The sequence below is a fragment of the Hymenobacter frigidus genome (assembly GCF_014640435.1).
GTDB lineage: Bacteria > Bacteroidota > Bacteroidia > Cytophagales > Hymenobacteraceae > Hymenobacter > Hymenobacter frigidus.
Genome location: NZ_BMGY01000011.1, coordinates 224 through 21,931, shown reverse-complemented (window position 1 = coordinate 21,931; position 21,708 = coordinate 224). Strand labels below are relative to the sequence as shown.

17 protein-coding genes, 1 tRNA gene and 2 pseudogenes are annotated in these 21,708 nt (G+C 57.4%); 17 read left to right on the top strand and 3 right to left on the bottom strand.

Features of this window, described 5'->3' with window-relative positions; all coding sequences use genetic code 11:
* Positions 1 to 47: 47 nt before the first annotated feature.
* Positions 48 to 1,691, top strand: a complete 1,644-nt coding sequence (locus IEW17_RS07785) for an amidase (RefSeq protein WP_188561472.1) — start codon at positions 48 to 50, stop codon at positions 1,689 to 1,691.
* 98 nt (positions 1,692 to 1,789) lie between these two features.
* Here the strand turns inward: IEW17_RS07785 and IEW17_RS07780 are convergent, their stop codons facing one another.
* Entirely contained in the window at positions 1,790 to 3,208 is a 1,419-nt protein-coding gene (locus IEW17_RS07780; RefSeq protein ID WP_188561471.1) for an FAD-binding oxidoreductase, read from the bottom strand.
* A gap of 44 nt (positions 3,209 to 3,252) precedes the next feature.
* Between IEW17_RS07780 and IEW17_RS07775 the strand changes: the two genes are divergently transcribed.
* From IEW17_RS07775 to IEW17_RS07750, 6 genes are all read left to right on the top strand, one after another.
* Positions 3,253 to 3,885, top strand: a complete 633-nt coding sequence (locus IEW17_RS07775; RefSeq protein ID WP_188561470.1) for a C40 family peptidase — start codon at positions 3,253 to 3,255, stop codon at positions 3,883 to 3,885.
* A gap of 149 nt (positions 3,886 to 4,034) precedes the next feature.
* Positions 4,035 to 7,322 (top strand): TonB-dependent receptor, encoded by a 3,288-nt coding sequence (locus IEW17_RS07770; protein ID WP_188561469.1) that lies wholly within the window; start codon positions 4,035 to 4,037, stop codon positions 7,320 to 7,322.
* A gap of 29 nt (positions 7,323 to 7,351) precedes the next feature.
* The gene (locus IEW17_RS07765) at positions 7,352 to 8,176 is read left to right on the top strand and encodes a DUF4397 domain-containing protein (protein WP_188561468.1); all 825 of its coding nucleotides are present in this window, start codon (positions 7,352 to 7,354) and stop codon (positions 8,174 to 8,176) included.
* Between the two features lie 234 nt (positions 8,177 to 8,410).
* Entirely contained in the window at positions 8,411 to 12,001 is a 3,591-nt protein-coding gene (locus tag IEW17_RS07760) for a TonB-dependent receptor (RefSeq protein WP_229748873.1), read from the top strand.
* 185 nt (positions 12,002 to 12,186) lie between these two features.
* Positions 12,187 to 12,260 (top strand) — tRNA-Ala (locus IEW17_RS07755).
* Between the two features lie 8 nt (positions 12,261 to 12,268).
* A complete protein-coding gene (locus IEW17_RS07750) occupies positions 12,269 to 13,126 on the top strand; it encodes a hypothetical protein (protein WP_188561467.1) in 858 nt (285 codons plus the stop codon).
* Positions 13,127 to 13,363: 237 nt separating this feature from the next.
* Here the strand turns inward: IEW17_RS07750 and IEW17_RS07745 are convergent.
* A pseudogene (locus tag IEW17_RS07745) lies at positions 13,364 to 14,088 on the bottom strand (IS5 family transposase); the annotation flags it as partial.
* 344 nt (positions 14,089 to 14,432) lie between these two features.
* Between IEW17_RS07745 and IEW17_RS07730 the strand changes: the two are divergent.
* The 9 genes and pseudogenes from IEW17_RS07730 (at position 14,433) to IEW17_RS21460 (ending at position 19,612) form a co-directional block, all read left to right on the top strand.
* Entirely contained in the window at positions 14,433 to 15,482 is a 1,050-nt protein-coding gene (locus tag IEW17_RS07730) for an AAA family ATPase (RefSeq protein ID WP_188561464.1), read from the top strand.
* 9 nt (positions 15,483 to 15,491) lie between these two features.
* Positions 15,492 to 15,755 carry a hypothetical protein gene (locus IEW17_RS21470; protein WP_373286160.1) on the top strand — a complete coding sequence of 88 codons (264 nt, stop codon included), beginning with the start codon at positions 15,492 to 15,494 and terminating at the stop codon, positions 15,753 to 15,755.
* Positions 15,743 to 15,823 (top strand): annotated as a pseudogene (locus IEW17_RS21465) (hypothetical protein); the annotation flags it as partial. The gene IEW17_RS21470 and the pseudogene IEW17_RS21465, both read left to right, overlap by 13 nt.
* 117 nt (positions 15,824 to 15,940) lie before the next feature.
* Complete coding sequence (locus IEW17_RS07725) at positions 15,941 to 16,666, top strand: DUF6371 domain-containing protein (protein WP_188561463.1); 726 nt, start codon at positions 15,941 to 15,943, stop codon at positions 16,664 to 16,666.
* A 97-nt stretch (positions 16,667 to 16,763) separates the two neighbouring features.
* On the top strand, positions 16,764 to 17,765 hold the full coding sequence (locus IEW17_RS07720) for an IS701 family transposase (protein WP_229748872.1): 1,002 nt from the start codon (positions 16,764 to 16,766) through the stop codon (positions 17,763 to 17,765).
* A gap of 34 nt (positions 17,766 to 17,799) precedes the next feature.
* Positions 17,800 to 18,414, top strand: coding sequence for a hypothetical protein (locus tag IEW17_RS07715; RefSeq protein ID WP_188561462.1), 615 nt, complete (start codon positions 17,800 to 17,802; stop codon positions 18,412 to 18,414).
* Between the two features lie 218 nt (positions 18,415 to 18,632).
* Positions 18,633 to 18,794 carry a hypothetical protein gene (locus IEW17_RS07710; protein WP_188561461.1) on the top strand — a complete coding sequence of 54 codons (162 nt, stop codon included), beginning with the start codon at positions 18,633 to 18,635 and terminating at the stop codon, positions 18,792 to 18,794.
* A gap of 221 nt (positions 18,795 to 19,015) precedes the next feature.
* Positions 19,016 to 19,390, top strand: coding sequence for a DDE-type integrase/transposase/recombinase (locus IEW17_RS07705; RefSeq protein WP_188561460.1), 375 nt, complete (start codon positions 19,016 to 19,018; stop codon positions 19,388 to 19,390).
* 9 nt (positions 19,391 to 19,399) lie between these two features.
* The gene (locus tag IEW17_RS21460) at positions 19,400 to 19,612 is read left to right on the top strand and encodes an integrase core domain-containing protein (RefSeq protein ID WP_188561459.1); all 213 of its coding nucleotides are present in this window, start codon (positions 19,400 to 19,402) and stop codon (positions 19,610 to 19,612) included.
* A gap of 1,051 nt (positions 19,613 to 20,663) precedes the next feature.
* Here IEW17_RS21460 and IEW17_RS07695 read toward each other — a convergent pair.
* Positions 20,664 to 20,999, bottom strand: coding sequence for a hypothetical protein (locus tag IEW17_RS07695; protein ID WP_188561458.1), 336 nt, complete (start codon positions 20,997 to 20,999; stop codon positions 20,664 to 20,666).
* On the opposite strand from IEW17_RS07695, the gene IEW17_RS07690 reads away from it, so the two are divergent.
* A partial coding sequence (locus IEW17_RS07690; RefSeq protein ID WP_229748871.1) for an MBG domain-containing protein occupies positions 20,986 to 21,708 on the top strand: 723 nt, incomplete at its 3' end. The genes IEW17_RS07695 and IEW17_RS07690 overlap by 14 nt on opposite strands.

The following is a 21,708-nucleotide window of genomic DNA, read 5'->3' as shown; positions in this document are numbered from 1 at the left end:
GGCGGAGCATTTTCTCCGGCCCTCCTCTTCTATTTGCGTTGTCTTTTATGGACCGTCGCCTTTTTCTAAATCATGGTACCCGCGTGGCCCTCACCGCCGCGCTGCTGCCCGCCGTGGCCTGCCAGCCCACCACCGACAAGCCGGTAGCCGACGCCCCGACGGATGCTGCAACCACCGGGAAAACTTCCGATGAACCGTTTGCCCTGCACGAGGCCACCGTGGCCGATTTGCAGGACCGCATGGCCAAAGGCACCGAAACGGCCCGGAGCCTCAGCGAAAAATACCTGGCCCGCATCAAAGCGCTGAATGAGGCCGGGCCCATGCTGCGCGCCGTCATCGAAACCAACCCCGATGCGCTCACCATTGCCGACGGCCTGGACCGGGAGCGCAAGGCCGGCAAGCTGCGCGGCCCGCTGCACGGCATTCCGGTGCTGATTAAGGATAACATCGACAGCGGCGACCAGATGATGACCACCGCCGGAGCCTCGGCCCTCATCGGCCATAAGGCCAAGCAGGACGCCTTTATTGTGCAGAAGCTACGGGCCGCCGGGGCCGTGCTGCTGGGCAAAACTAACCTGAGCGAGTGGGCGAATTTCCGCTCCTCGCACTCGGTGAGCGGCTGGAGCAGCCGGGGCCGCCAGAGCCGCAACCCCTACGCGCTCGACCGCAGCACCAGCGGCAGCAGCGCGGGGTCGGGCGCGGCGGTGGCGGCCAATTTGTGCGCCGTGGCCATTGGCACCGAAACGGACGGCTCGGTGGTATCGCCCGCGTCCTGCAACGGGCTTGTCGGCCTCAAGCCCACGGTGGGCCTGCTGAGCCGCAGTGGCATCATTCCCATTTCCAGCACGCAGGACACGGCCGGCCCCATGGCCCGCACCGTGCGCGACGCGGCCTTGCTACTGGCCGCACTGGCTGGCCCCGACCCCACCGACCCGGCCCGGCTGCCCATACCAGCCAATAGGCCCACCGACTACACCACCTTCCTAAAATCAGATGCCCTCAAAGGCCAGCGCCTCGGGGTAGAAAAAGCGCACCTGAACGGCCCGCCCGCCGTGGCCGCGCTGCTCAAAGAAGCAGTGGCCGCACTCAAAGCCCAGGGGGCGACGGTGGTGGAGGTTGAGCTTAACAAACTGATAAACCCGCTTGGCGAAGCTGAATTCAATGTGCTGCTCTATGAATTCAAGGAAGGTGTGAACAAGTACCTGGCCAGTGCCGGGACCAGCGTGCGCACCCTGGCCGATGTTATTGCCTACAACAAGGCCCACGCGGCCGAGGCCATGCCGTTTTTCCAGCAGGAAACCCTGATTCAAGCAGAAGCGACCGATGGGCTGAACAATGCCAAATACAAAGCCGCCGTACTGAAAACGGTGACGGAATCACGCAAAATCATCGACACTATGCTGCGCACCAACCAGCTCACGGCCATTGTAGGTGCCACGACCGGCCCGGCCTGGTGCATCGACTGGGTGAATGGTGACTATTCCACGGGCACCGATTTTTCAACGCCAGCGGCCGTGTCGGGCTACCCGCACCTCACCGTGCCCATGGGGATGGTGCGCGGGTTGCCGGTCGGATTGTCGTTTGTGGGTGGGGCTTATCAGGAAGGACTGTTGTTAGGGCTGGGCTACGCCTACGAGCAGGCCACGCACAAACGGGCAGCGCCGAAGATGCTGGCGACGGTGGCGGAGTAAAATAAAGTGGCACCAGGGCCGTAGGCAACTGTGAGTAAAAACGAACGTCATGCTGCGCTTGTCGCAGCATGACGTTCTACTATACTTGCCTTACAGTTTTAAAATATCTTCCCCGGATTCAAAATTCCATTTGGGTCGAACACGTTCTTTATGCCGCGCATCAGGTTCAAATTGGTTTCGGCAAGGGCAATGCCGATGTAGCCTTTCTGCACCAGCCCGATGCCGTGCTCGCCGGAAATGGTGCCGCCCAGCTTCACGCACAACTCAAATATTTCGGTGATGGGCTGGCGCAGGCCCACGTTCCACATCTCGTCGCTGAGGTTGCCGCGGATGATGTTGACGTGCAGGTTGCCGTCGCCGGCGTGGCCGTAGCATACGGTTTGAAAGCCATAGCGGGTGCTGATTTCCTTGACGCCTTTCAGCAGGGCAGGCAGTTCGGCCCGGGGCACCACGGTGTCCTCTTCCTTGTAAACGGCGGCTTTCACCGAGTTGCCGATGTTGCGGCGGATGCGCCACAGCTCGTCTTTTTGGGCGGCCGTGTCGGCCAGTAAAATTTCGCCCACATCGTAGCCCTCCAGCACGGCGTACACCTGCTCGGCTTCTTTATACAACTGGTCCAGGTCCTGGCCGTCGAGTTCGATGAGCAAGTGGGCGCGCACATCGTCGGGCACGGTGAGGGCAATGCCCAGGTAGCGCGCCGACCATTCCATGGCAATACGCTCCATGAATTCCATGCCCGAGGGAATGATGCCCGCCCGAAACACTGCCGAAACCGCTTCCGCAGCCTGCGCCTCCTGCCGGAAGGGCACCAGCATCAGGATGTTGTGCTGCGGATAGGGCAGCAGCCGAAACACGACCTTGGTGATGATGCCCAGCGTGCCTTCCGAGCCCACCATGAGCTGCGTGAGGTTGTAGCCGGTGGAGTTTTTGAGGGTGTTGGCGGCCGTCCAGATGATTTCGCCGGTGGGCAGCACCACTTGCAGGTTCAGGACGTAGTCGCGGGTGGTGCCATATTTCACCGCTTTGGGGCCGCCGCTGCTGTGGGCCAGATTACCGCCCAAAAAGCAACTGCCCTTGCTGGCCGGGTCCGGCGGATAGAACAGGCCGACTTCCTTCACCGCGTTCTGGAACGCCTCGTTCACCACGCCGGGCTCCACGGTGGCCTGCAGGTTGCGCTCGTCAATCTGAATGATTTTATTGAGCCGCTCCGTGCTCAGCACCACGCCGTGCTCGATGGGTAGGGCGCCGCCGCTCAGGCCAGTACCCGCGCCCCGGGGCGTGACGGGAATGCGATGCGCGTGGCACAGGCGCATTATCTGGCTGATTTCCTCGGCATCGGCCGGGCGCAGCACCACATCGGGCGCAAAATACAAATCCTCGGTGTGGTCGCGGCCGTAGTCGGCGTAGGCATCGGCAGTGGCAGTGGCTTCGGCCCGCTGGGCCGTGAGCACGTGCGCGGGGCCAACAATGGCCTCTAAGGCCACAATTATTTCGGGGGTCAGGGCGTTGAAGTTCATGAGCGGTGATTCCGGAAAGGCCGCGCAAACTATCTTTGCAGCCAATGGGGAGGGTGACAACGAAGATACTACCGGTACTGCTGGCTTTAGTTTTTCTGGCCGGCTGCCAACGCAAGCTCAATTACCGCGACGGCCAGTACCGCTCGGCCCGCGAGATGGTGCGCCTGAAAAAGGGCGGTAGCCGCCTGAGCGCCCGGCCCTCGGGCAAAACCAAAACGGTGGGCGTGACACCCAGCGGCAGCAAAACTAAAACCGTGACCCGGCGCGCCCCGCGCATGGGCAGCGCCACCGGCACCCTGGCTTCGGTGGTAGACGCGGCCCGCTCCTACCAGGGCGTGCCCTACCTCTACGGCGGCACCACGCGGCTGGGGCTCGACTGCTCAGGCCTGCTGCAATTATCCTTTGGCGAGGCGGGCGTCAATATCCCGCGCTCATCCAACGAGCAGGCCGTGTGGGGCGAGGGCGTTAAAACCACCGATTTACGACCCGGCGATTTGGTGTTTTTTGGAGCTTCACCGGGCAGCCGCGCTATCACGCACGTCGGTCTCGTGACGGTGGTCGACGACGAAGGCGTGGATTTTATTCACGCGTCAACGTCGCTCGGCGTGGTCGAAAACAGCCTGGAATCGGACTATTACCTCAGTCGGTTTATTCGTGCCGTGCGCCCGCGGCTCTAAACTCTCACGCCGGCTACCTTTGTGGCGAAAATGGCCAGGTATGTAGTACCCGATAAATGGTAAATTTACCGTAATCTCAGCGGCTAAGGAAAGCCTTACCTTTGTCCCGCTTTTCAAAGAAGCTCATAATTTCCACTAACTTTTTTTGTATGAATAACTTACGTTTACGCCACGTATTGCTGTTGGCGTTGATGCTCTTCACAGCACGACTGGGCTGGAGCCAGGGCGCTACCACGGCGGCCATGAGCGGCACGATAGCCGACAAAACCGGCGCGGGCCTGCCCGGAGCCACCGTTATTGCCATTCATACGCCCACCAACACGCAGTACGTGGCCCCCACCAACTCGGAAGGCCGCTTCAACATCCAGAACATGCGCATAGGCGGGCCTTACACGGTGAAGGTCACCTTCGTAGGCTTTAAGGACATCACGCGCGAAGGCCTCAACCTGACACTGGGCCAGAACCTGCGCTTCGACCAGAAGATGGACGACAGCTCTACGCAGCTAACCGAAGTGACCGTGAGCGGCCGCCGCGACCCGGTGATGAACGCCGGCCGCACCGGAGCCGCTACCACCGTGCAGCGCGAACAAATCGAGCGCCTGCCCACCATCTCGCGTAGCCTTCAGGACTTTACCCGCCTCACGCCCCAGGCCAACGGCAACTCGCTGTCGGGCCGTAACGGCCGTTTCAACAACATCCAGATTGACGGCGCTTCCAACAACGACTTGTTCGGCCTCGGGGGCTCGGGCACGCCGGGCGGCCAGGCGGGCACCAACCCCATCTCGCTCGATGCCATCCAGGAGCTTCAGGTGGTTATCGCGCCGTACGATGTGCGGCAGGGCCGCTTCAGCGGCGGTGGCGTGAACGCCGTGACCCGTTCCGGCACGAATGAATTTTCCGGCTCGGCATTCGTTTTCGGCCGCAACCAGAACACCGCGGGCAAAAGCCCCACGCCCGACCCCGCCACCGGGGAGCGCACCAAGCTGGCTGAGTTTTACGACTACCAGACCGGTTTCCGTCTGGGCGGCCCGATTATCAAGGACAAGCTGTTTTTCTTCGTGAACGGAGAAATCACCCGCCGCAGCGCGCCGCTGCTGTTCCGCACGTCTAACGCCCTGCCAGGTGGCGGCAACGAAACTGGCTCCAACGTGGTGAGCTTCGTCAACAACACCGACTTGCAGCTGATTTCGAATACGTTGCGCACCCGCTACGGCTACGATGCCGGTAGCATTGGTGAAATCAACGCCGAAACCCAGTCGAACAAGGCTTTTCTGCGTTTGGACTGGAACATCAACCAAAACAACCAGCTCACGCTGCGGCACAACTTCGTTGATGCCACGGACGACAACATTTCGCGGGGCCTGACCAACTTCCGCTTCGGCAACAACGGCTACCGGTTTCTGAGCCGCACCAACTCGACGGTGGCCGAATTGAAAAGCCGCTTCGGCAGCCGCTTCGCCAACAACCTGCTGGTGGGCTATTCTACCATCCGCGACAGCCGCAAAACGCTGGGCACGCTGTTCCCGTCGGTCACCATTGCCTTCGGGGCCAACACCGTGGTAGCGGGCTCGGAGCGTAGCTCGACCCAAAACCGGCTTAGCCAGGACGTGCTCGAAATCACGGACAATTTCAACGTGTTCGCCGGCAAGCACGTGCTGACCTTCGGCACCAACAACGAGATTTTCCGCTTCGACAACCTGTTTATAAACGATGCCGCCGGCCGCTACGACTTCCCGGACCTGAACAGCTTCCTGGTCGGGCGCGGCAATACTGCCGCCTATCGATACCGCCAGAACTACGCCCTGCCCGGCGGCAAGCCCACCGCCAAGTTTGGCGCCGCGCAGTTTGGCGTGTACGTGCAGGATGAGTACAACCTGACCGACCGGCTGCGGCTGACCGGCGGGGTGCGCCTCGACTTGCCGGTGTATTTCGACACGCCGTCGTACAACCCACGCGTCGACTCGACCTTCGCCAACGCCGTGGAAACCGGCCCTGCCCAAGGCGCGGCCTACGATGTTAAGACCGACCGCCTGCCGAAATCGCGGGTGCAGGTATCGCCCCGCCTGGGCTTCAACTGGGACGTGCGCGGCGACCAGACGCTTCAGGCCCGGGGTGGCGTGGGCATCTTCACCGGCCGCCCGGCTTACGTGTGGATTTCGAACCAGTACGGCGGCACCGGCGTAGACTTTGCTAGCTTCGACCGCACTGGAGCCTCCACACCGCTAACATTACCCGCACCACGCTTGGCCGTTGGCGTCCCCGACTCCATCTCTCGTCTGCCGGCCCGGGCCTCGAAGGGCAGCATTGCCGTAACCGATAAGGACTTCCGTAACCCGCAGCTGCTCCGCACCAACCTGGCCGTGGACTACCGCCTGCCGGGCGGTATCGTGGCCACGCTGGAAGGCATTTATTCGAAGACGCTGAACGATGTGCTGCCCCAGGACATTAACTTGGCCAACCCGACCGGTACGCTACAGGGCGATGGTCGCCCGGTGTATACGCCCGGCAACAACCCCGCCACCGGCGGCCCGAACCGCTACCGCAACAGCCGCGACTTCAACAACGTGATTCTGCTCACCAATACCAGCCAGGGTTACCAGTACAGCGTCACGGGAGAGTTGAAGAAGCAGTTCAACCGCGACTTCTTCGCCACGGCGGCTTACACCTACGGCCAGTCGCGCGACTTGTACTCAGGCTCCAGCTCGGTAGCTGTTTCGACCTGGGAGTTCAACCCCCACGTATCGGGCCCGAATAACCTGCCGCTGTCGTACTCCAACTTTGACCTGCGCCACCGCGTGATTGGCTCGTTCTCCTACCGCAAGGAGTACGGCGGCCATTTTGCCACCACCCTGTCGGCGTTCTACAACGGGCAGTCGGGCACGCCCTTCTCCTACACCTACTTTGGCTCCGACATCAACAGCGACGGCGGCAACCCCACGGGCAGCTCGAATGACCTGATTTACATCCCGCGCAGCCAGAACGAAATCGTACTGGTGACCGATGGCGTGAACGACCGCCGCACCAGCGCCCAAACCTGGAGCGAGCTGAATGCCTACATCGAGAACGATGACTACCTGAGCAAGCACCGCGGCGAGTACGCGGCCCGCAACGGGGCCCGCACCCCCTGGCAGCACCGCATTGATGTGCGCCTGATGCAGGACTTCTACGTGCAGGTGGGCAGCAAAACCCACACCTTCCAGCTCACGGCCGACGTCACCAACTTTGGCAACCTGCTAAACAATGAGTGGGGCCGCGACTACTTCGTAGCCAACCAGAACTTCGGTCTGCTGCGCTACCAAGGCCTGGAGAACGGCACCACCGGCCGCCCTACCTTCAGCTACGGCACCGGCACTACGACTACTCCAGCCGTGGCCTACCAGATTAGCCAGCTGGCTTCGCGCTGGCAGGCCCAGTTTGGTGCCCGCTACTTGTTTTAATCAGTCAGTTTAGCTAACCGCACTTTCGTATGAAATTTTCTTTTGTTTCGCTCGTCACCAAACTCACGCTGGCTACTTCGGTAGCCGGCGCGTTGGTTGGCTGCGATGACCCAACTTACCCCGCGCCGAGCCCGATAGAAACGGCTTCTACCGCGCAGGCCAGTTATCAGATTGTAAACGCTTCTCCCGGGGGAAACGACGCTCAGCTGCTTAGCATTGATAACTCCGCTCCGACTTCAGCTTTCGCCTCAATTCCCTATTTAGGAATTGCTACTTATGCCAGCCTGCCGGCTGGTCTGCGCCTGTTGCGGTTTTCAGTTACCGGTAATCTGAATAGCCAGCAGGTGGCCGTACGCCCTACTTTCAACACCAACACCAACACCACCGTCTTTCTTACGGACAGCCCGACCCGTGCAGCTTCCGGAACTGACCCCGGCGGAGTACGCACCATCGTTTTGGCCGATAACCTGGCTGCGCCCACGGTGGCAACAAGAGCCAAGGTTCGCTTCGTGAATTTATCGTCTTCCGGCACCTACGGGATTTTTAACGCCACCACGGTTCCCACTGCTACGTCTCTCTTCTCGGCGGTTCCTACCCGACGCTTCCGTGATATCACCTTCACTACGCAAGCTGTAGCGCCCAGTACCACGCCAACAGTCACCAACTTCGCCAACTTCACGGAGGTACCCGCCGGCCCGTACACGCTTGACGTGCGCAGCGTGGCAACCACTCCCCTCGCAGGCACTCAGCAAGTAGTGACGCTGGTGGCCGGCAAAATCTACACCCTATACACCCGAGGTATAGCCGGTAATACCAATACCCCGTTGCGCATTTCGGTAGTGACGCACAACTAACTGGCTCAGTACAGAATGAGCTTATGGAAGACGGCTGGATTTACATCCAGCCGTCTTTTTTTATGCGGTGGCTCGGCAAGCCACTACGCGCGGGCTTGGTGGGCTATCTGTAGAAACGCTCATCGGCTGCCCCAATCGCAAAGTTGCCGTAACGCAGAGCCACTTGGATTGGCCTTACCTTTGTCCCTGCTTTTTGGCAGGCACCTTTTTCTAACGGTTACCATTTTTTTTTGCATGAATAATACACATTTACGCCACGTATTGCTGTTGGCGCTGATGCTCCTCACCGCCCGGTTGGGCTGGAGCCAGGGCGCTACTACGGCGGCCATGAGCGGCACGATAGCCGACAAAACCGGCGCGGGTCTGCCCGGGGCCACTGTTATTGCCATTCACACACCCACCAACACCCAGTACGTAGCCCCCACCAACGCAGATGGGCGCTTCAACATTCAGAACATGCGGGTGGGACCGTACACGGTGAAGGTGACTTTTGTGGGTTATAAAGACGTAAACCGCAACGATGTCAACCTGACGCTGGGTCAAAACCTGCGCTTCGACCAGAAGCTGAGCGATACCAGCACCGAGCTGGCGGAAGTGACCGTGAGCGGCCGCCGCGACCCGGTGATGAACGCCGGCCACACCGGCGCCAGCACCACGGTGCAGCGCGAAACCATCGAGCGCCTGCCCACCATCAGCCGCTCGTTTGATGACTTTACCCGCCTCACGCCCCAGGCCAATGGCCAGAGCTTTGGCGGCCGGAGCGGCGGCTACAACAACATCACTATCGACGGAGCCATCTTCAACAACTCGTTTGGTCTATCCTCGACAGTAGGTGGCCAGGCTAACGCGCAGCCGATTTCACTCGATGCCATTGACCAGATTCAGGTGAGCATCGCCCCCTACGACGTTCGCCAGGGTTCGTTCACGGGGGCCGGCATCAACGCCGTGACCCGCAGCGGCTCGAACAAGTTCACGGGTTCAGTTTATGGCTTCTACCGCAACCAGAATTTCGTGGGAAGTAAGGTAGGTGACTTTCAGCGGGACTTTCCCAACTTCAACCTAAAGAACTTCGGCTTCCGCGCGGGCGGTCCCATCATCAAAGACAAGCTGTTCTTTTTTGTCAATGCCGAGCAGGAAGACCGCATCGACCCGCCCGCCGGCAGCTACATCGCCAACCGCGACGGGGCCCCGGCACCAGGGCCGAACTCAACCACCTCGGCGGCTTCGGTCCGCGACCTTGATATTCTGAAAAATTTCCTCAAAGACAACTACGGCTACGATGCCGGGGCGTACCAGAATTATGACCTGCGCTCGTTCAGCCGCAAGGCCACGGCCAAGCTCGACTGGAACATCAGCAGCAACCACCGTTTCAGCCTGAAATACAACTACCTGCGCTCGTACCGCGACGTGCCCCCAAGCGGCTCCGGAGCCATCGGGCCGGCCAACATCGGCCGTTCGCAGTCGCAGTTTGGTCTGCCTTTCGCCTCGTCGTACTACGTTATCAATAACAACCTCAACTCTGTCATTGCCGAGTTGAACAGCACCTTTAGCAGCCGGTTTTCCAACAACCTGACGGCCGGTTATTCCGCCTTTCGCGATGAGCGCGAAAGCCTGGGCGGCGGCAGTTTTCCGTTGGTCGACATCGGAACGGCCACCGCACGCACGGCGGCCGGCGGCGGAGTCACGGCTGCCAACAGCTTCACATCCCTCGGCTACGAGCCCTTCACGGCTTTCAATGTACTAAACTCGGACGTGTACCAGCTGGGCGACAACTTCACGGCCTTTCTGGGCAAGCACAACCTCACGGTGGGCACTTATAATGAACTGTACAAGTTCACCAACGGCTTCTCGCCCAACTACTACGGTGCTTATACCTTCAACGGGCTAGACGATTTTTACGCCGCGGCCCGCACCACGGCCTCGCCCCTGGGCTACACCCGCAACGCCACTACCGGTGTGCCTGCGGCCAACACCACGGGCACCCTTGCCTTTCCGCAGCGCTACAACCTTTCGTACTCGGCGCTCCCCGATGGCTCGTTTCCCTTTGCCGTAACCGAGGCCGCGCAAATTGGCCTGTATGCGCAGGATGAGTGGAGCCCCCGGAGCAACCTGAAAGTGACCGTGGGCCTGCGCGGCGATGTACCGATTATTTTCTCGGAAATTGCCCGCAACGAAAATGCAGCCAATCTGACCTTCCGCGACGGTGTGAAGCTGGAAACCAACAAGCTGCCCAACACCAAAGTGTTGCTCTCGCCGCGCATCGGCTTCAACTGGGACGTGAACGACGACCGCAAAACCCAGCTGCGCGGCGGCACGGGCGTGTTCACGGGCCGCATTCCGTTCGTGTGGCTGTCCAACCAGGCCGGCAACAACGGCGTGCAGTTTGGCTCGTTTTCGCGAATCGGGGCGCAGGTGTCGGCGGCCGTAAACCCGAATGACCCAACGGGTCCGGTGGGCAACTACTTCGACCCGAGCGTGGACCGCTACCGTCCCGCAGGCGCGGCCCCCAACACCCAGTACAACCTGGCCGTAACGGCCCGCGACTTTAAGTTTCCGCAGGTGTGGCGTACCAACCTGGCTGTAGACCAGGAGTTGCCCGGCGGCGTGATAGCCACCCTGGAGGCGCTTTACACGCAGGACCTGAATGCCGTGTATTTCCAAAACGTGAACCTGCCCCAGCCCATTGGCCGCGCCGTTGGTCCCGACACCCGCCCGATTTTCTACTCCTTTGGCGTGCCCAACACCACGGGGGCCAACGCGGGGCTCTACACACTGGCCCCGGTGGGCACTGCCCCCAACACCCGGCCCAGCTTGATTCAGAACAACCGCCTCTACAATGGTCAGGGCGGCGCTTCGGCCACCAACCCCGTCATCACCGATGCTATCCTGATGAAGAACACCAACAAAGGGTACTCGTACTCGGTAACGGGCCAACTCCAGAAGTCCTTCAGCAATGGGCTCTACGCGATGGCGGCTTACACCTACACCGATTCCCGCTCGGTGAACGACGGCGGCAGCATTGCCCAAACCAACTGGCGCGACCGCACGGTGTCGGGCGACCCGAATGCCAACGTGCTGAGCTACTCTAACTTCCTGCAGCAACACCGCGTCATTGCTTCGCTCTCGTATCGCCGCGAGTACCTCAATCACCTCGGCACCACCTTCTCGCTGTTCTACGAGGCCGCTCCAGCGGGCCGCTTCTCCTACACCTATGCCGGCGACATGAACGGCGATAACTCCGGCGGCGCGGGCAACGACCTGATATACGTTCCCCGGAACCAAAGCGAGATTGTGCTGCGCGATATCACCATTTCGGCCAACCAGGGCGGTGGCACCTACTCGGCGGCCCAGCAGTGGACGGACCTCAACAAGTACATCGACCAGGACGACTACCTGAAAACGCGGCGCGGCGAGTATGCCGAGCGCAACGGGGCCGTGCGCCCTTGGCAGAACCGCTTGGACGTGCGCCTGCTTCAGGACCTTTTCACTTCCATTGGCGATAATAAAAACACCTTGCAGCTCAGCATCGACGTATTCAACATCGGTAACTTGCTCAACAGCAGCTGGGGCACCCTCCGCACGGCAAACGTATCCAACCCATTGTCTTTTGCCGGCTACGACCAGCAGGGCCGGCCAAACTTCACCTTCCCTTACCTGACCAATCAGAGCATCGTCACCCCGGCAATCCCGGCCAGCGGTGGCAACCCCGCTGTTCCGGCGGTGCTCGCGCCCGGCGTTCCACTCACCAAAACCTTCCGTAACGAAACTGGCGGCCTTGGTTCGCGGTGGCAGGCGCAGGTGGGCGTTCGCTACATCTTCAACTAAGCCTTTCGGCTAGCCGAAGCCTCGAAGAGGGCAGGAATTACTTCCTGCCCTCTTTTTTTGTGGCTGATTGCTTGGCAATTGCGCTACCTCAGCAAAAAAAGCACACTCAGCGCTTGCCAAACCGCAAAACGGCTGTACTTTTGTCGAACCAAAGCGCAAATGGCACGGCGGCAAACAACAAATCAGGGGGATTAGCTCAGTTGGCTAGAGCGCTTGCATGGCATGCAAGAGGTCATCGGTTCGACTCCGATATTCTCCACTGAAGGTGTGAATGAAGACAATCAGGCAGTTACGGTCTTTTCCGTAGCTGCCTTTTTTTTTGCCCAGAATTTCCGGTGTAAACATGGTGTAAACATCCCAATCGCAATGTCCTTTGAACAGTCATTCCTCCCCAATATTGATTCTGCCACTTTTGAGAAGCTGCTAGTGCGTGTGGCGGCTTTAGCCGAAAGGCGAATCAAGGGAGTGTTCATTGATTCTCGGGATAAGGCCTACGCAGAAGAAGGGGTGCTTGAGTGGTGGGAGGCCGAATTATTTGGGGGTACCCACACACACGAGATTGTAGACCACCTTGAGCAGGAATACAGATTAGGAGCCTCGGCTTTAGAAATGACCATCTCGACTCTGCGTAGGATTGGGCGTTTATCCGAGGATGTTGGAGATAATCATATTTCTGAATTGAGCAGAGGCGTGAAATCCCCAAGGGACGCCTTTCGATTCATACTACAAGTACTCGTCTTCAGGAGGATAAAGTACCAGCGCCTGAATCCAACCCAGTTGGACATACCCACTTATTCTACCTTGCCCCCATCGCGCAAAACATTATTTGCCGATTATTTGAGGCAATTCAAGCCCGAGACAAAGGGTGAGGGGATGGATAGTCTCAAGCTAGATTGGCTTGGCACCCAAAACTCCCTTGCTGCGCTTCTGGTGATTTTAAAAGAGAAGGGGTGGGTACGGGATTATAAGCCTTACAGGGCCGTACAATCCGCCTTCACAAAATCGGATACTATAGATAAAATTCTTCGCCCAAGTAGCTTGGAACCTTTGCTAGAGGAAGCCCCATTTAAGAAGGATTTAGCTGCCTTCAAGAGTATAAAGGTAAATCCAAAAATTAATTTATAATTTTTTTCTAACTGATATACAGGTGACTAGGTAAAGAAAAAAATGGCGTTTGGATTGGCGCGCCATTTTTCAAGAAAGCAATATGGCGGTCCTTGGCATCATCATTCACCGATGTACCAATGGAACACACATTCATCTACCTCCCCCCCGACGTCCTGCGGCAAGTATGCCGAGAGGAGTTTGAAAGGGCCATAGCCAAGCTGGCTAGAGCGTAAGGACAATAAAACAATCAGTTATTTATCTAAGCCAATCAATCATTGCACCGATATGCCAGAACGCCAGAAAGGAAACGGCCGTTTTTTCGTAGCGCGTGGCCAAGCGCCGATATTGCTTGAGACGGCCAAAAAAGCGTTCGATTTTGTTGCGGTCGCGGTAGGTTTCCGCGTCCATCGGGGCCGGTTCGAGGCGATTGGGACGGCTGGGGATAACGGCTTCAATGCCATTTTGAGCGCAATAGGCGCGGTTTTCGTCGCTGTCGTAGGCCGTATCGGCCAACACTTTGCCCGGCTGTAAGCCCTTGAGCAAGGGCAGGGCCTGCGGGCAGTCGCCGGCCTGCCCGCCAGTGGCAATCAGGCGCACGGCGTTGCCCAAGGCCTCGGTGCAGGCATGAATCTTGGTGCTCATCCCGCCCCGGCTGCGGCCCAGGCACTCGGTTTCGGGGTTGCTTTTTTTTGGCCCGCCGAATGCTGATGGGCCCGCACGACGGTCGAATCGAGCATCATCCAGTCCAGTTCAGGGGCTTTCAACGCCTCAAAGGCGGCTTCCCACACGCCCTTTTGGGCCCCGCGGCGGAAACGGCGGCAGACGGAATTGAACTTGCCGAACCGCTCGGGCAGGTCGGCCCACGGACAGCCAGTGCGCATTATCCACACGATAGCATTGAAAAAAAGCCGGTTGTCTTTGGCTGTCACGCCGCAATCCGTGACCTTGCCAGGCAAAAGGGGCGCGATGGCAGCCCATTGTTGGTCCGTGATTTCATGACGACGCATATACTTTAATAATTAAGGTTATTATTTTTTGCCAATGGACTGGTAAAGATAATTGTCCTCACGCTCTAGTGGCCCAACCGACAACATTAAGTACTTGCCCGTTGCTCAGGCTTCGAAGAAGTACAATGTAAGCGATTCGTATCTCTACCGTCTTTCGTCTAATGGAGACGTTACGACACGCCGGGTTGGCAAGAATATTCAGTTCGACGCAAATGAACTTGAGGAGTTTTTCAACAAGAAGACGAAGCGGTCGCGCACAGCTATTGATGCCGACCTGAAAAGGAATGGCGTTTTCCCTACTTTGAAAGGAAAGCGCAATGTCTAGCCAAATCAAAGACCATGCGAGCCGCAACTACCTCACACCTGGAATTCTACAGCAACGTCTAGTAAACGAGGATGGCTCCAAAACTCAAGGGATAGGAAAGTTCATCACGGCTCGGCAGCTCTTGGAGGGCAGCAATGATAAGATGGCCACGCTGCTGGACCCCATCCTGCCTAAAACGGGTTTGGTGGCCTTGGTCGGCAGCAGCGACACAGGTAAGTCGGCATTTCTGCGGCAGCTCGCACTGGCGGTAGCTCTAGGTGACTCCACGTTTGTGGGGCTGCCCCTTTCGCTAACGCACCGCCGGGCCGTATATGTGAGCACGGAAGACGACCAGCGCAGCCTTGGATACCTGACCAGAAAGCAAATTCGGGGTCGTGTCAGCAGTATAGACGACTACGAGCGTCTATTATACCTTTTCGATGCCGATGACCTTCTAACGCAGCTGGACGAAGTGCTTACTCTTTACCCTGCGGATTTAGTTGTGCTGGATGCTTTCAGCGACTTGTTTGATGGGCGGCTCAACGACAGCCAATCGGTTCGGGCATTTTTCAAGGCTTACCACCAGCTCATCGTTAAGCACGATTGCCTCATCATCCTGCTGCACCATACCGGAAAGTACCGCGACGAGCAAGTACCCTCGAAACACCACGTAGTTGGTTCGCAGGCGTTCGAGGCTAAAATGCGAATGGTGATGGAGCTACGTGTCGACCCAATTTATTCGGAGAAGCGTCACTTATGCGTGCTGAAAGGTAACTACCTGGCGAGCGAGGACAAGAAGAACAGCCACGTTCTCACATTCGACGAGGACCTGACATTTCACGAAACTGGTGAACGGCAGTCGCTAGAGACGCTGACCAAAATCCCGAGTTTAGGGGGCGACAATACCAATCAAAAATCGACTGGCTACACCCAAGAAAAGTACGAAACGGCCGCTAAGCTGCGCGATGAAGGCAAGTCGCTAACAGAAATTGCTGAAGTGCTGGGATATGCCAACAAGAGCGCCGTTTCACGCATGCTGTCGAAGTTTGACAGCCCTTCATAGCTAACCATCATGAATGACTTCAAATTCATCCTGGAGCGCTATACTGGCCGTACCAGTCGCTATCCATGCCCTTCTTGTGAGAAGCCACATCAGTTCACACGCTACCTGAACGTCCAAACGGGCGAGCCAGTAGGGGAAGGGTGTAATTCAAAACTACGCGCTGTCTTTTTCATCAGTCATCGGTACAGGCCTCTTTGCATCGCTGAGGGCATCAGACACAGGTCCGATTTCCTGATTGGAGAAGGGCCGCGTAGTTTTGAATTACACCCGTAGGGGAACGAGTTGGCATCTGCAACCGGCAAGCGCAGTGTGGCTACCACTACACGCCCAAGCAATTCTTTACTGATAATCCCAACTACAATTCCTTTACCCCCTCCTACCAAGACACATACAAACCCAAACCTCGCGCTTCAGAACGTGTTGCCGGTACCGTGGCCTGGGAGGTAGTAAAACGCTCATTGGGCCATTACGACCGTAATCCCTTCATCGAGGGCCTATCCCAACTTCTAACAGAGGAAGTGGCCTTTGACCTGGCTCGCCGTTACCACATCGGAACCACACAAAACGGTGGCACCATCTTCTGGCAGGTAGATGAGCGTCAAGTGGTTCGTACCGGAAAAATCATCCATTACGATGTCGAGACGCTTAAACGCATCAAACGTGGGGCAAATGGCAATGACGTAGTTCCCCAATGGGCACATTCCAAGATAGGCCAAGCGGGCTTTAACCTACGCCAATGCCTGTTCGGCCAACACTTACTGGCTTCGCCTGATAACCTCCCGGTCGCCATCGTTGAAGCAGAAAAAACAGCGGTTCTCTGCTCCGTATTCTTACCCGCTTACCGATGGCTGGCCACTGGTGGGTGTGGTGCCCCGCAGTTGAAAGATGCGGAGGTTCTCACCGCGCTAAATTCTTGTGGTAAAGTGCTGTTGTTTCCTGATACCGGGGCAACCGACAAGTGGGTAGCGTACGCCAAAGAGATGCGCAAAGCAGGAGTACGAGTGCAGGTGCGCGATGACTTGGAAGCCCCCAACCTCGCCCGACCCCCAAACTGGGATTTGGCCGACGAATTTCTGGCCTTTGCACCCACCACAATGCTTACTACTGGTCCAGTTCGTTGGGCACTAACCGAACCAGATGGCTACCCCATATTTTGGGACTACCCACCCATCCAATCTTTTTAATTAAACCAGTTAGCCGTCTACAATGCTTTTGGAGGGCAAACAGACGACTAAATAGGACTTACGCACTTTGGGGTACTTTAGGCAAAAACGCACGCTCATGCTGACCCAAACCACCTACATCGAGTACCTGCTCAGTACGCCCACCAACTACACGTGCACGCATTTGGCGGCCCATCTGCCCGACGTGAGCCATGACCAGGTGAACCGGTTTTTGCGCACGAGCACGCTACCCATCAACCAGTTGCGCGAGTTGGTTCTGCCGTTGCTCCGCGACTCGCCCGAGGCGTTTCTGCTGGTGGACGACAGTGTGCAGGACAAGCGCTACAGCCGCTTCATCGACGTGGCCAAGCGCCAGTACTCGGGCAACGCGCACGGCATGGTCACGGGCATCGGGCTGGTCAATCTGGTGCACAGCAGTGGGGAAGCGGGCGACTTTCTGCCCCTGGATTACCGCGTCTACGCGCCCGACCACGACGGGCAGACGAAAAACGACCATTTCCTAGCCATGTTTGACCAAGCCGTATCCGAGGATAAGCTACTGGCCCGCACCATTTTATTTGATTCCTGGTACGCGGGCAGCACGAATTTGAAGCGCATTCACCGCGCGGGTTGGACGTTTTTCACGACCCTGAAAAGCAACCGGTTGGTGAGTCTGACCAAAGAAAGCGGCTACCAGGGACTGGATACGCTCGAACCGCCGCCCCAGGGCTGGAACCAGGGCGTGGAAGTGCGCCTGAAAGAAGTGCCCTTTGGGGTAAAGCTCTTCAAGTTGGTGGCCACAAACGGCAACATTGAATGGGTCATTACCAACCATTTGGCTGCTCATCTGACCCGCGAAATGGTGATTGAGGCCGTGCAGGTGCGTTGGCAAGTGGAGGAATTTCACCGCAGCTTCAAGCAACTGACCGGGTCGGAGAAGTGCCAGTGCCGCAAGGCCGCGGCCCAGCGCAACCATCTGACGTGTTGTTACCTGGCCTGGGTTTCGCTGCGTCAACACGCCCGCCGGATGGGGCAAATCATTTACCAGGCACACCAACAGCAATGGGCTCCTTACCTGCGGCAGTTGCTCCAAAAACCACTCATCCAAGCACTTGTCTAGTCGAGTGCGTAAGTCCTACTAAATCATCTCTACCATGAAATACCCTCAAGAACAACCTCGCGAATGTCTTCAGTGCGATACCCCCATTTCAGGCCGTGCGGATAAGCAATTTTGCGACAGCGCCTGTAAAGCCCGTTACAACCGCGAAAATGAGAAGGCACAACCTGCTGCCGTACACCAGCCCCAGCCGACTCCTTCTTATGACTTCAAACAACTACCTGCACCGCTTCAGCGCGTGCCTTTGGCAGTCGCAGCGTATGACGAGGATGATGAAGACGATTTAAAATTGGAAATCGAGCGCCAATTAGAAGACCTGCATCAAGCTTACATAAAGCTTGTGAATTCGTTTTTGAAAGAAGATGGCTATGAGTTCGATTCAAACTGGTTGGACGACTTCATTGAGGAACTGGATGAAGCCGCGGTTGAATACCGTCAACACCCAGGTCTACGCACCCCCTCCCACCCTGCCCATAACCGACTTGCCGACCTTTACCTGATTCGCGACTACTTGCGGGAATTGCGTGAACAAGTTGAAGACGCCGACGAAGCAGTATCATTTTTTGGAAGAGCCGAGCCAGACACAGTTTGCATAGAAATTTCTAAAAAGCGGCGAAAACGCCTTCGTGAAAACATGCTCGGTGTAGCATAGCTTTTAAGTAAAAAAAGCGTTGCCGTTGCCGTGAACCCTCTAGAGAGTTTACGGCAACGGCAACGCTTCTTTGTTATGATTGAGGTGGTCTAGCTGAAACGGACAGTGGGAAGTCTTACCTTCCGCTGCTCATGACTGACAAACCGAATCCTGGTGGGCTGCCCACCACCCGCAAGAAATATACACCGGCCTTCAAGGCCGGTGCTTGGTAAGCAGACGTGGCCCGCGCCCAGGGTATTTCGCCGGCCCTGCTGGGCCGCTGGCTGCGTCAGGCCCTCGAGGCGGCCGTGCCTTATAGCACGGAACGCGACGAAATTAAGCGGTTGCGGGCCGAGCTGAAGCGCGTGGAAATGGAGCGTGATATTTCGAAAAAGTTGTAACCAAGGCCTACTTTACGCGCAGGCTCTCCCAACCGCTTCAGTCATGAGCCGCTACGCCTTTATCTCAGCCTGTGCCGAGCCCCGGCCCATGCAGGCACTTTGCCGGGTACTGGCGGTGAGCCCGGCCGGTTATTATCAGTGGGTGAAGCTGCCTGCTGCTATCCCAGCGCCCTGGCACCCAGCGGCCCAGCAGGCGTTGGCTGCACCGCCACGGCCCACAGGTGCTGAGTACCCGTGCGCAACGCCCGCGCACGCCCGTGGCCGACCCGGCGGCCATCGTGGCCGACCCGGCGGCCATCGTGGCCGAAAATCGGTTGCTGGGCCAACCCGCGCCCACCGCCCCTGACATGGTGCGGGTAGGCGACATTACTTATTTGCCGCTGATTGAGCGGGGCTGGTGCGACTTGGCCACCTGGCGTGACGCCTGTTCTCGGCGCGTCATGGGCTGGCACTTATTCGCGCAGATGCCCACCGAACTCGTCCTCACAGCTCTGGAACAGGCCCTGACGCTGCGCCAGCCCGCGCCGGGTCTAGTTATCCATACCGACCGCGGCAGCCAATACACCAGCGCCGCGTGCCGCGCTCGCCTTACATAAGCCGGGGCGGTGCCCAGCTTCAGCAGGCCAGGCACCCCCTACGACAACGCTCGGGCCAAAGCCGACTGGAGCACGCTCAAAACCGATTTGCTGCCCCATGGCGGGGCGTTCGCCAGTCTCGAAGAAGCTCGCTTAGAAGTCGCCCATTACCTCGACGCTTACTTCAATCTGGACCGTCGCCACTCTCCTCTCGCTCGCCCAACCAGTTTGAACGGAACCTGAAAAAACAACCTGCCTTAGCTCACTGTCCGTTTTATTGAACCACCCCAGTACAGAACCCTGACCCACCCTGCCGTCCTGAAGTAACAGATTGAGAATCATATCCGGCCAATTGCTTTGGGATGGGTACCATGAATCGTCTAATGGCGCTTGGGTCCAGGGCCCATAACCGGGTTAGTGCTGTTGGCCTTAGTAGCGTTTAATAAGGCTCAGCTATCGCCCCTTTTTGCGGAAGGGGCCGCCAACTGAGCGTCGCGGGCGCCTAGACACCCCCGCACGAAAAAAGCCAGGGAAGCGAACGATTGCAGCAAGCCATTGGCCACTGCGGGAGCATACCTCGTCCGATTTTAGAGTTAAATTAAGGATTTATAGTAATTTTTACCCAGTATATCGGCTAAATTACAGTAGGTAACAGTGATATCGGCTGCAGCCGAACTAAAGAGAGAACGAAGTAGCCCAAGCCCGAAAAATGGAGGAGAGTAAGTATTGCCATGAAGGTTACAGTAAACTGATATTATTAAAAAAAAGCTATTAAAATGCACAAATACTTTAAAAGTTTATATTTGTTATCAATTTTATATTTATTAGTTTTGATGAATATACCGGAATATAAGAGTGACTTCTTGAGCCGGCCACGTGCCTAGGGCAGCAAATAGAGCTTCTGATTTTTTGCGATTATGTCACAAAACAGCGCTTTTAACTCTTTTCCTACTTCCATTTTCTTTATGCTCACAGCCCTACCCCCCACCCCAAGCAGGAGATACTTTAAGGCCTACGGGTTCTTGCTGTTCCTGCTACTGAGCTTGTTTGCTTCCTTCGGGACAGCACATGCTCAGGCTGGAACTGCAGCCACAAGTGCGGCGACTGTTTATACTGATATGTCAGACTATTTGCCGGGTGACACAGTAAAAATAGAAGGCAATGGATGGATGGTTGGGGAACGGGTCAAATTAGAAATTGACCACTCTACCGTTTCTCATGGTAATACTGTGTTGTATGCCACTGCTAACAATAATGGGCATATTTATAACAATCAATTTGTTATTCAGCCTATTCACTTAGGAGAATCGTTTACACTAATTGCAACGGGCCAAAGCTCTGGATTGACCGCAAAAACTTCGTTTACAGATGGTGTTTCTGTTGCTGCCAATGGGGTATCGGTAGGCTCCCAAGGTACAAACCCTGTTCTGAGTGGCGCTACTACCTTGTACGGAGTAACTGTAGTCGGTAAATCAAGAGCTCCTGCTGGAGTTACTTCATCACTATCAGCAATTATAACAACTACCGGTCTATCCGCAACGGTTATATCAAGCATAACTTTCAGATTCTCGCCCTCAAGTGTTGATGTAAGTAATGGACAAACAGCAACATCAGATTTGACTGTATCCACTACAAGCGCTACTCCTGCAGGTTCATACAACTTCAATGTCACTGCAGATAATGTTGATGGAACTGCCACTTTAGTTGTATCTAATAAGCGCGCCATCACGGTAACGGCCGATGCCAACCAGAAGAAGGAGTACGGCGGCACCGACCCGACACTGACTTATAGTCTTACAGCGGGCACGCTGGCCAGCGGCGACCAGTTCTCGGGCGCATTGGCCCGGGCCCTGGGCGAGGGCGTGGGCAGCGCCTACGCCATCAACAAGGGCACGCTCGTGATTAAGAACGGCACGACGGACGTGACGAGCAACTACAACCTGACCTTCACCGGGGCCAACTTCGCCATCACCACGCGCGCCATCACGGTGACGGCCGATACCCAGACCAAAACGTACGGCACGGCCGACCCAGCTCCGTTGACTTACAAGATGACCACGGGCACGCTGGCCACGGGTGATTCGTTCACTGGGGTGCTGAGCCGCGCCGCCGGCGGGGGCGTGGGCAGCTATGCCATTGGCCAGAACACGCTGACGGCGGGCTCCAACTACACCCTGACATACGTACCGGCGAACCTCACCATCACCCGAGCCCCGCTGGCCGTGGCAGCAAATAACCAGACCAAGGTCTACGGCGCGGCCAACCCCGTGCTGACCGGTACCCTGACCGGCGTCCTGAACGGGGATGCCATCACCGGCGCCTACACCACGCTGGCCACG

Coding starts and splice junctions, on each gene's coding strand:
- IEW17_RS07785 (WP_188561472.1), top strand. CDS start 48: ATGGACCGTCGCCTTTTTCTAAATCATGGTACCCGCGTGGCCCTCACC.
- IEW17_RS07780 (WP_188561471.1), bottom strand. CDS start 3,208: ATGAACTTCAACGCCCTGACCCCCGAAATAATTGTGGCCTTAGAGGCC.
- IEW17_RS07775 (WP_188561470.1), top strand. CDS start 3,253: ATGGGGAGGGTGACAACGAAGATACTACCGGTACTGCTGGCTTTAGTT.
- IEW17_RS07770 (WP_188561469.1), top strand. CDS start 4,035: ATGAATAACTTACGTTTACGCCACGTATTGCTGTTGGCGTTGATGCTC.
- IEW17_RS07765 (WP_188561468.1), top strand. CDS start 7,352: ATGAAATTTTCTTTTGTTTCGCTCGTCACCAAACTCACGCTGGCTACT.
- IEW17_RS07760 (WP_229748873.1), top strand. CDS start 8,411: ATGAATAATACACATTTACGCCACGTATTGCTGTTGGCGCTGATGCTC.
- IEW17_RS07730 (WP_188561464.1), top strand. CDS start 14,433: ATGTCTAGCCAAATCAAAGACCATGCGAGCCGCAACTACCTCACACCT.
- IEW17_RS21470 (WP_373286160.1), top strand. CDS start 15,492: ATGAATGACTTCAAATTCATCCTGGAGCGCTATACTGGCCGTACCAGT.
- IEW17_RS07720 (WP_229748872.1), top strand. CDS start 16,764: ATGCTGACCCAAACCACCTACATCGAGTACCTGCTCAGTACGCCCACC.
- IEW17_RS07715 (WP_188561462.1), top strand. CDS start 17,800: ATGAAATACCCTCAAGAACAACCTCGCGAATGTCTTCAGTGCGATACC.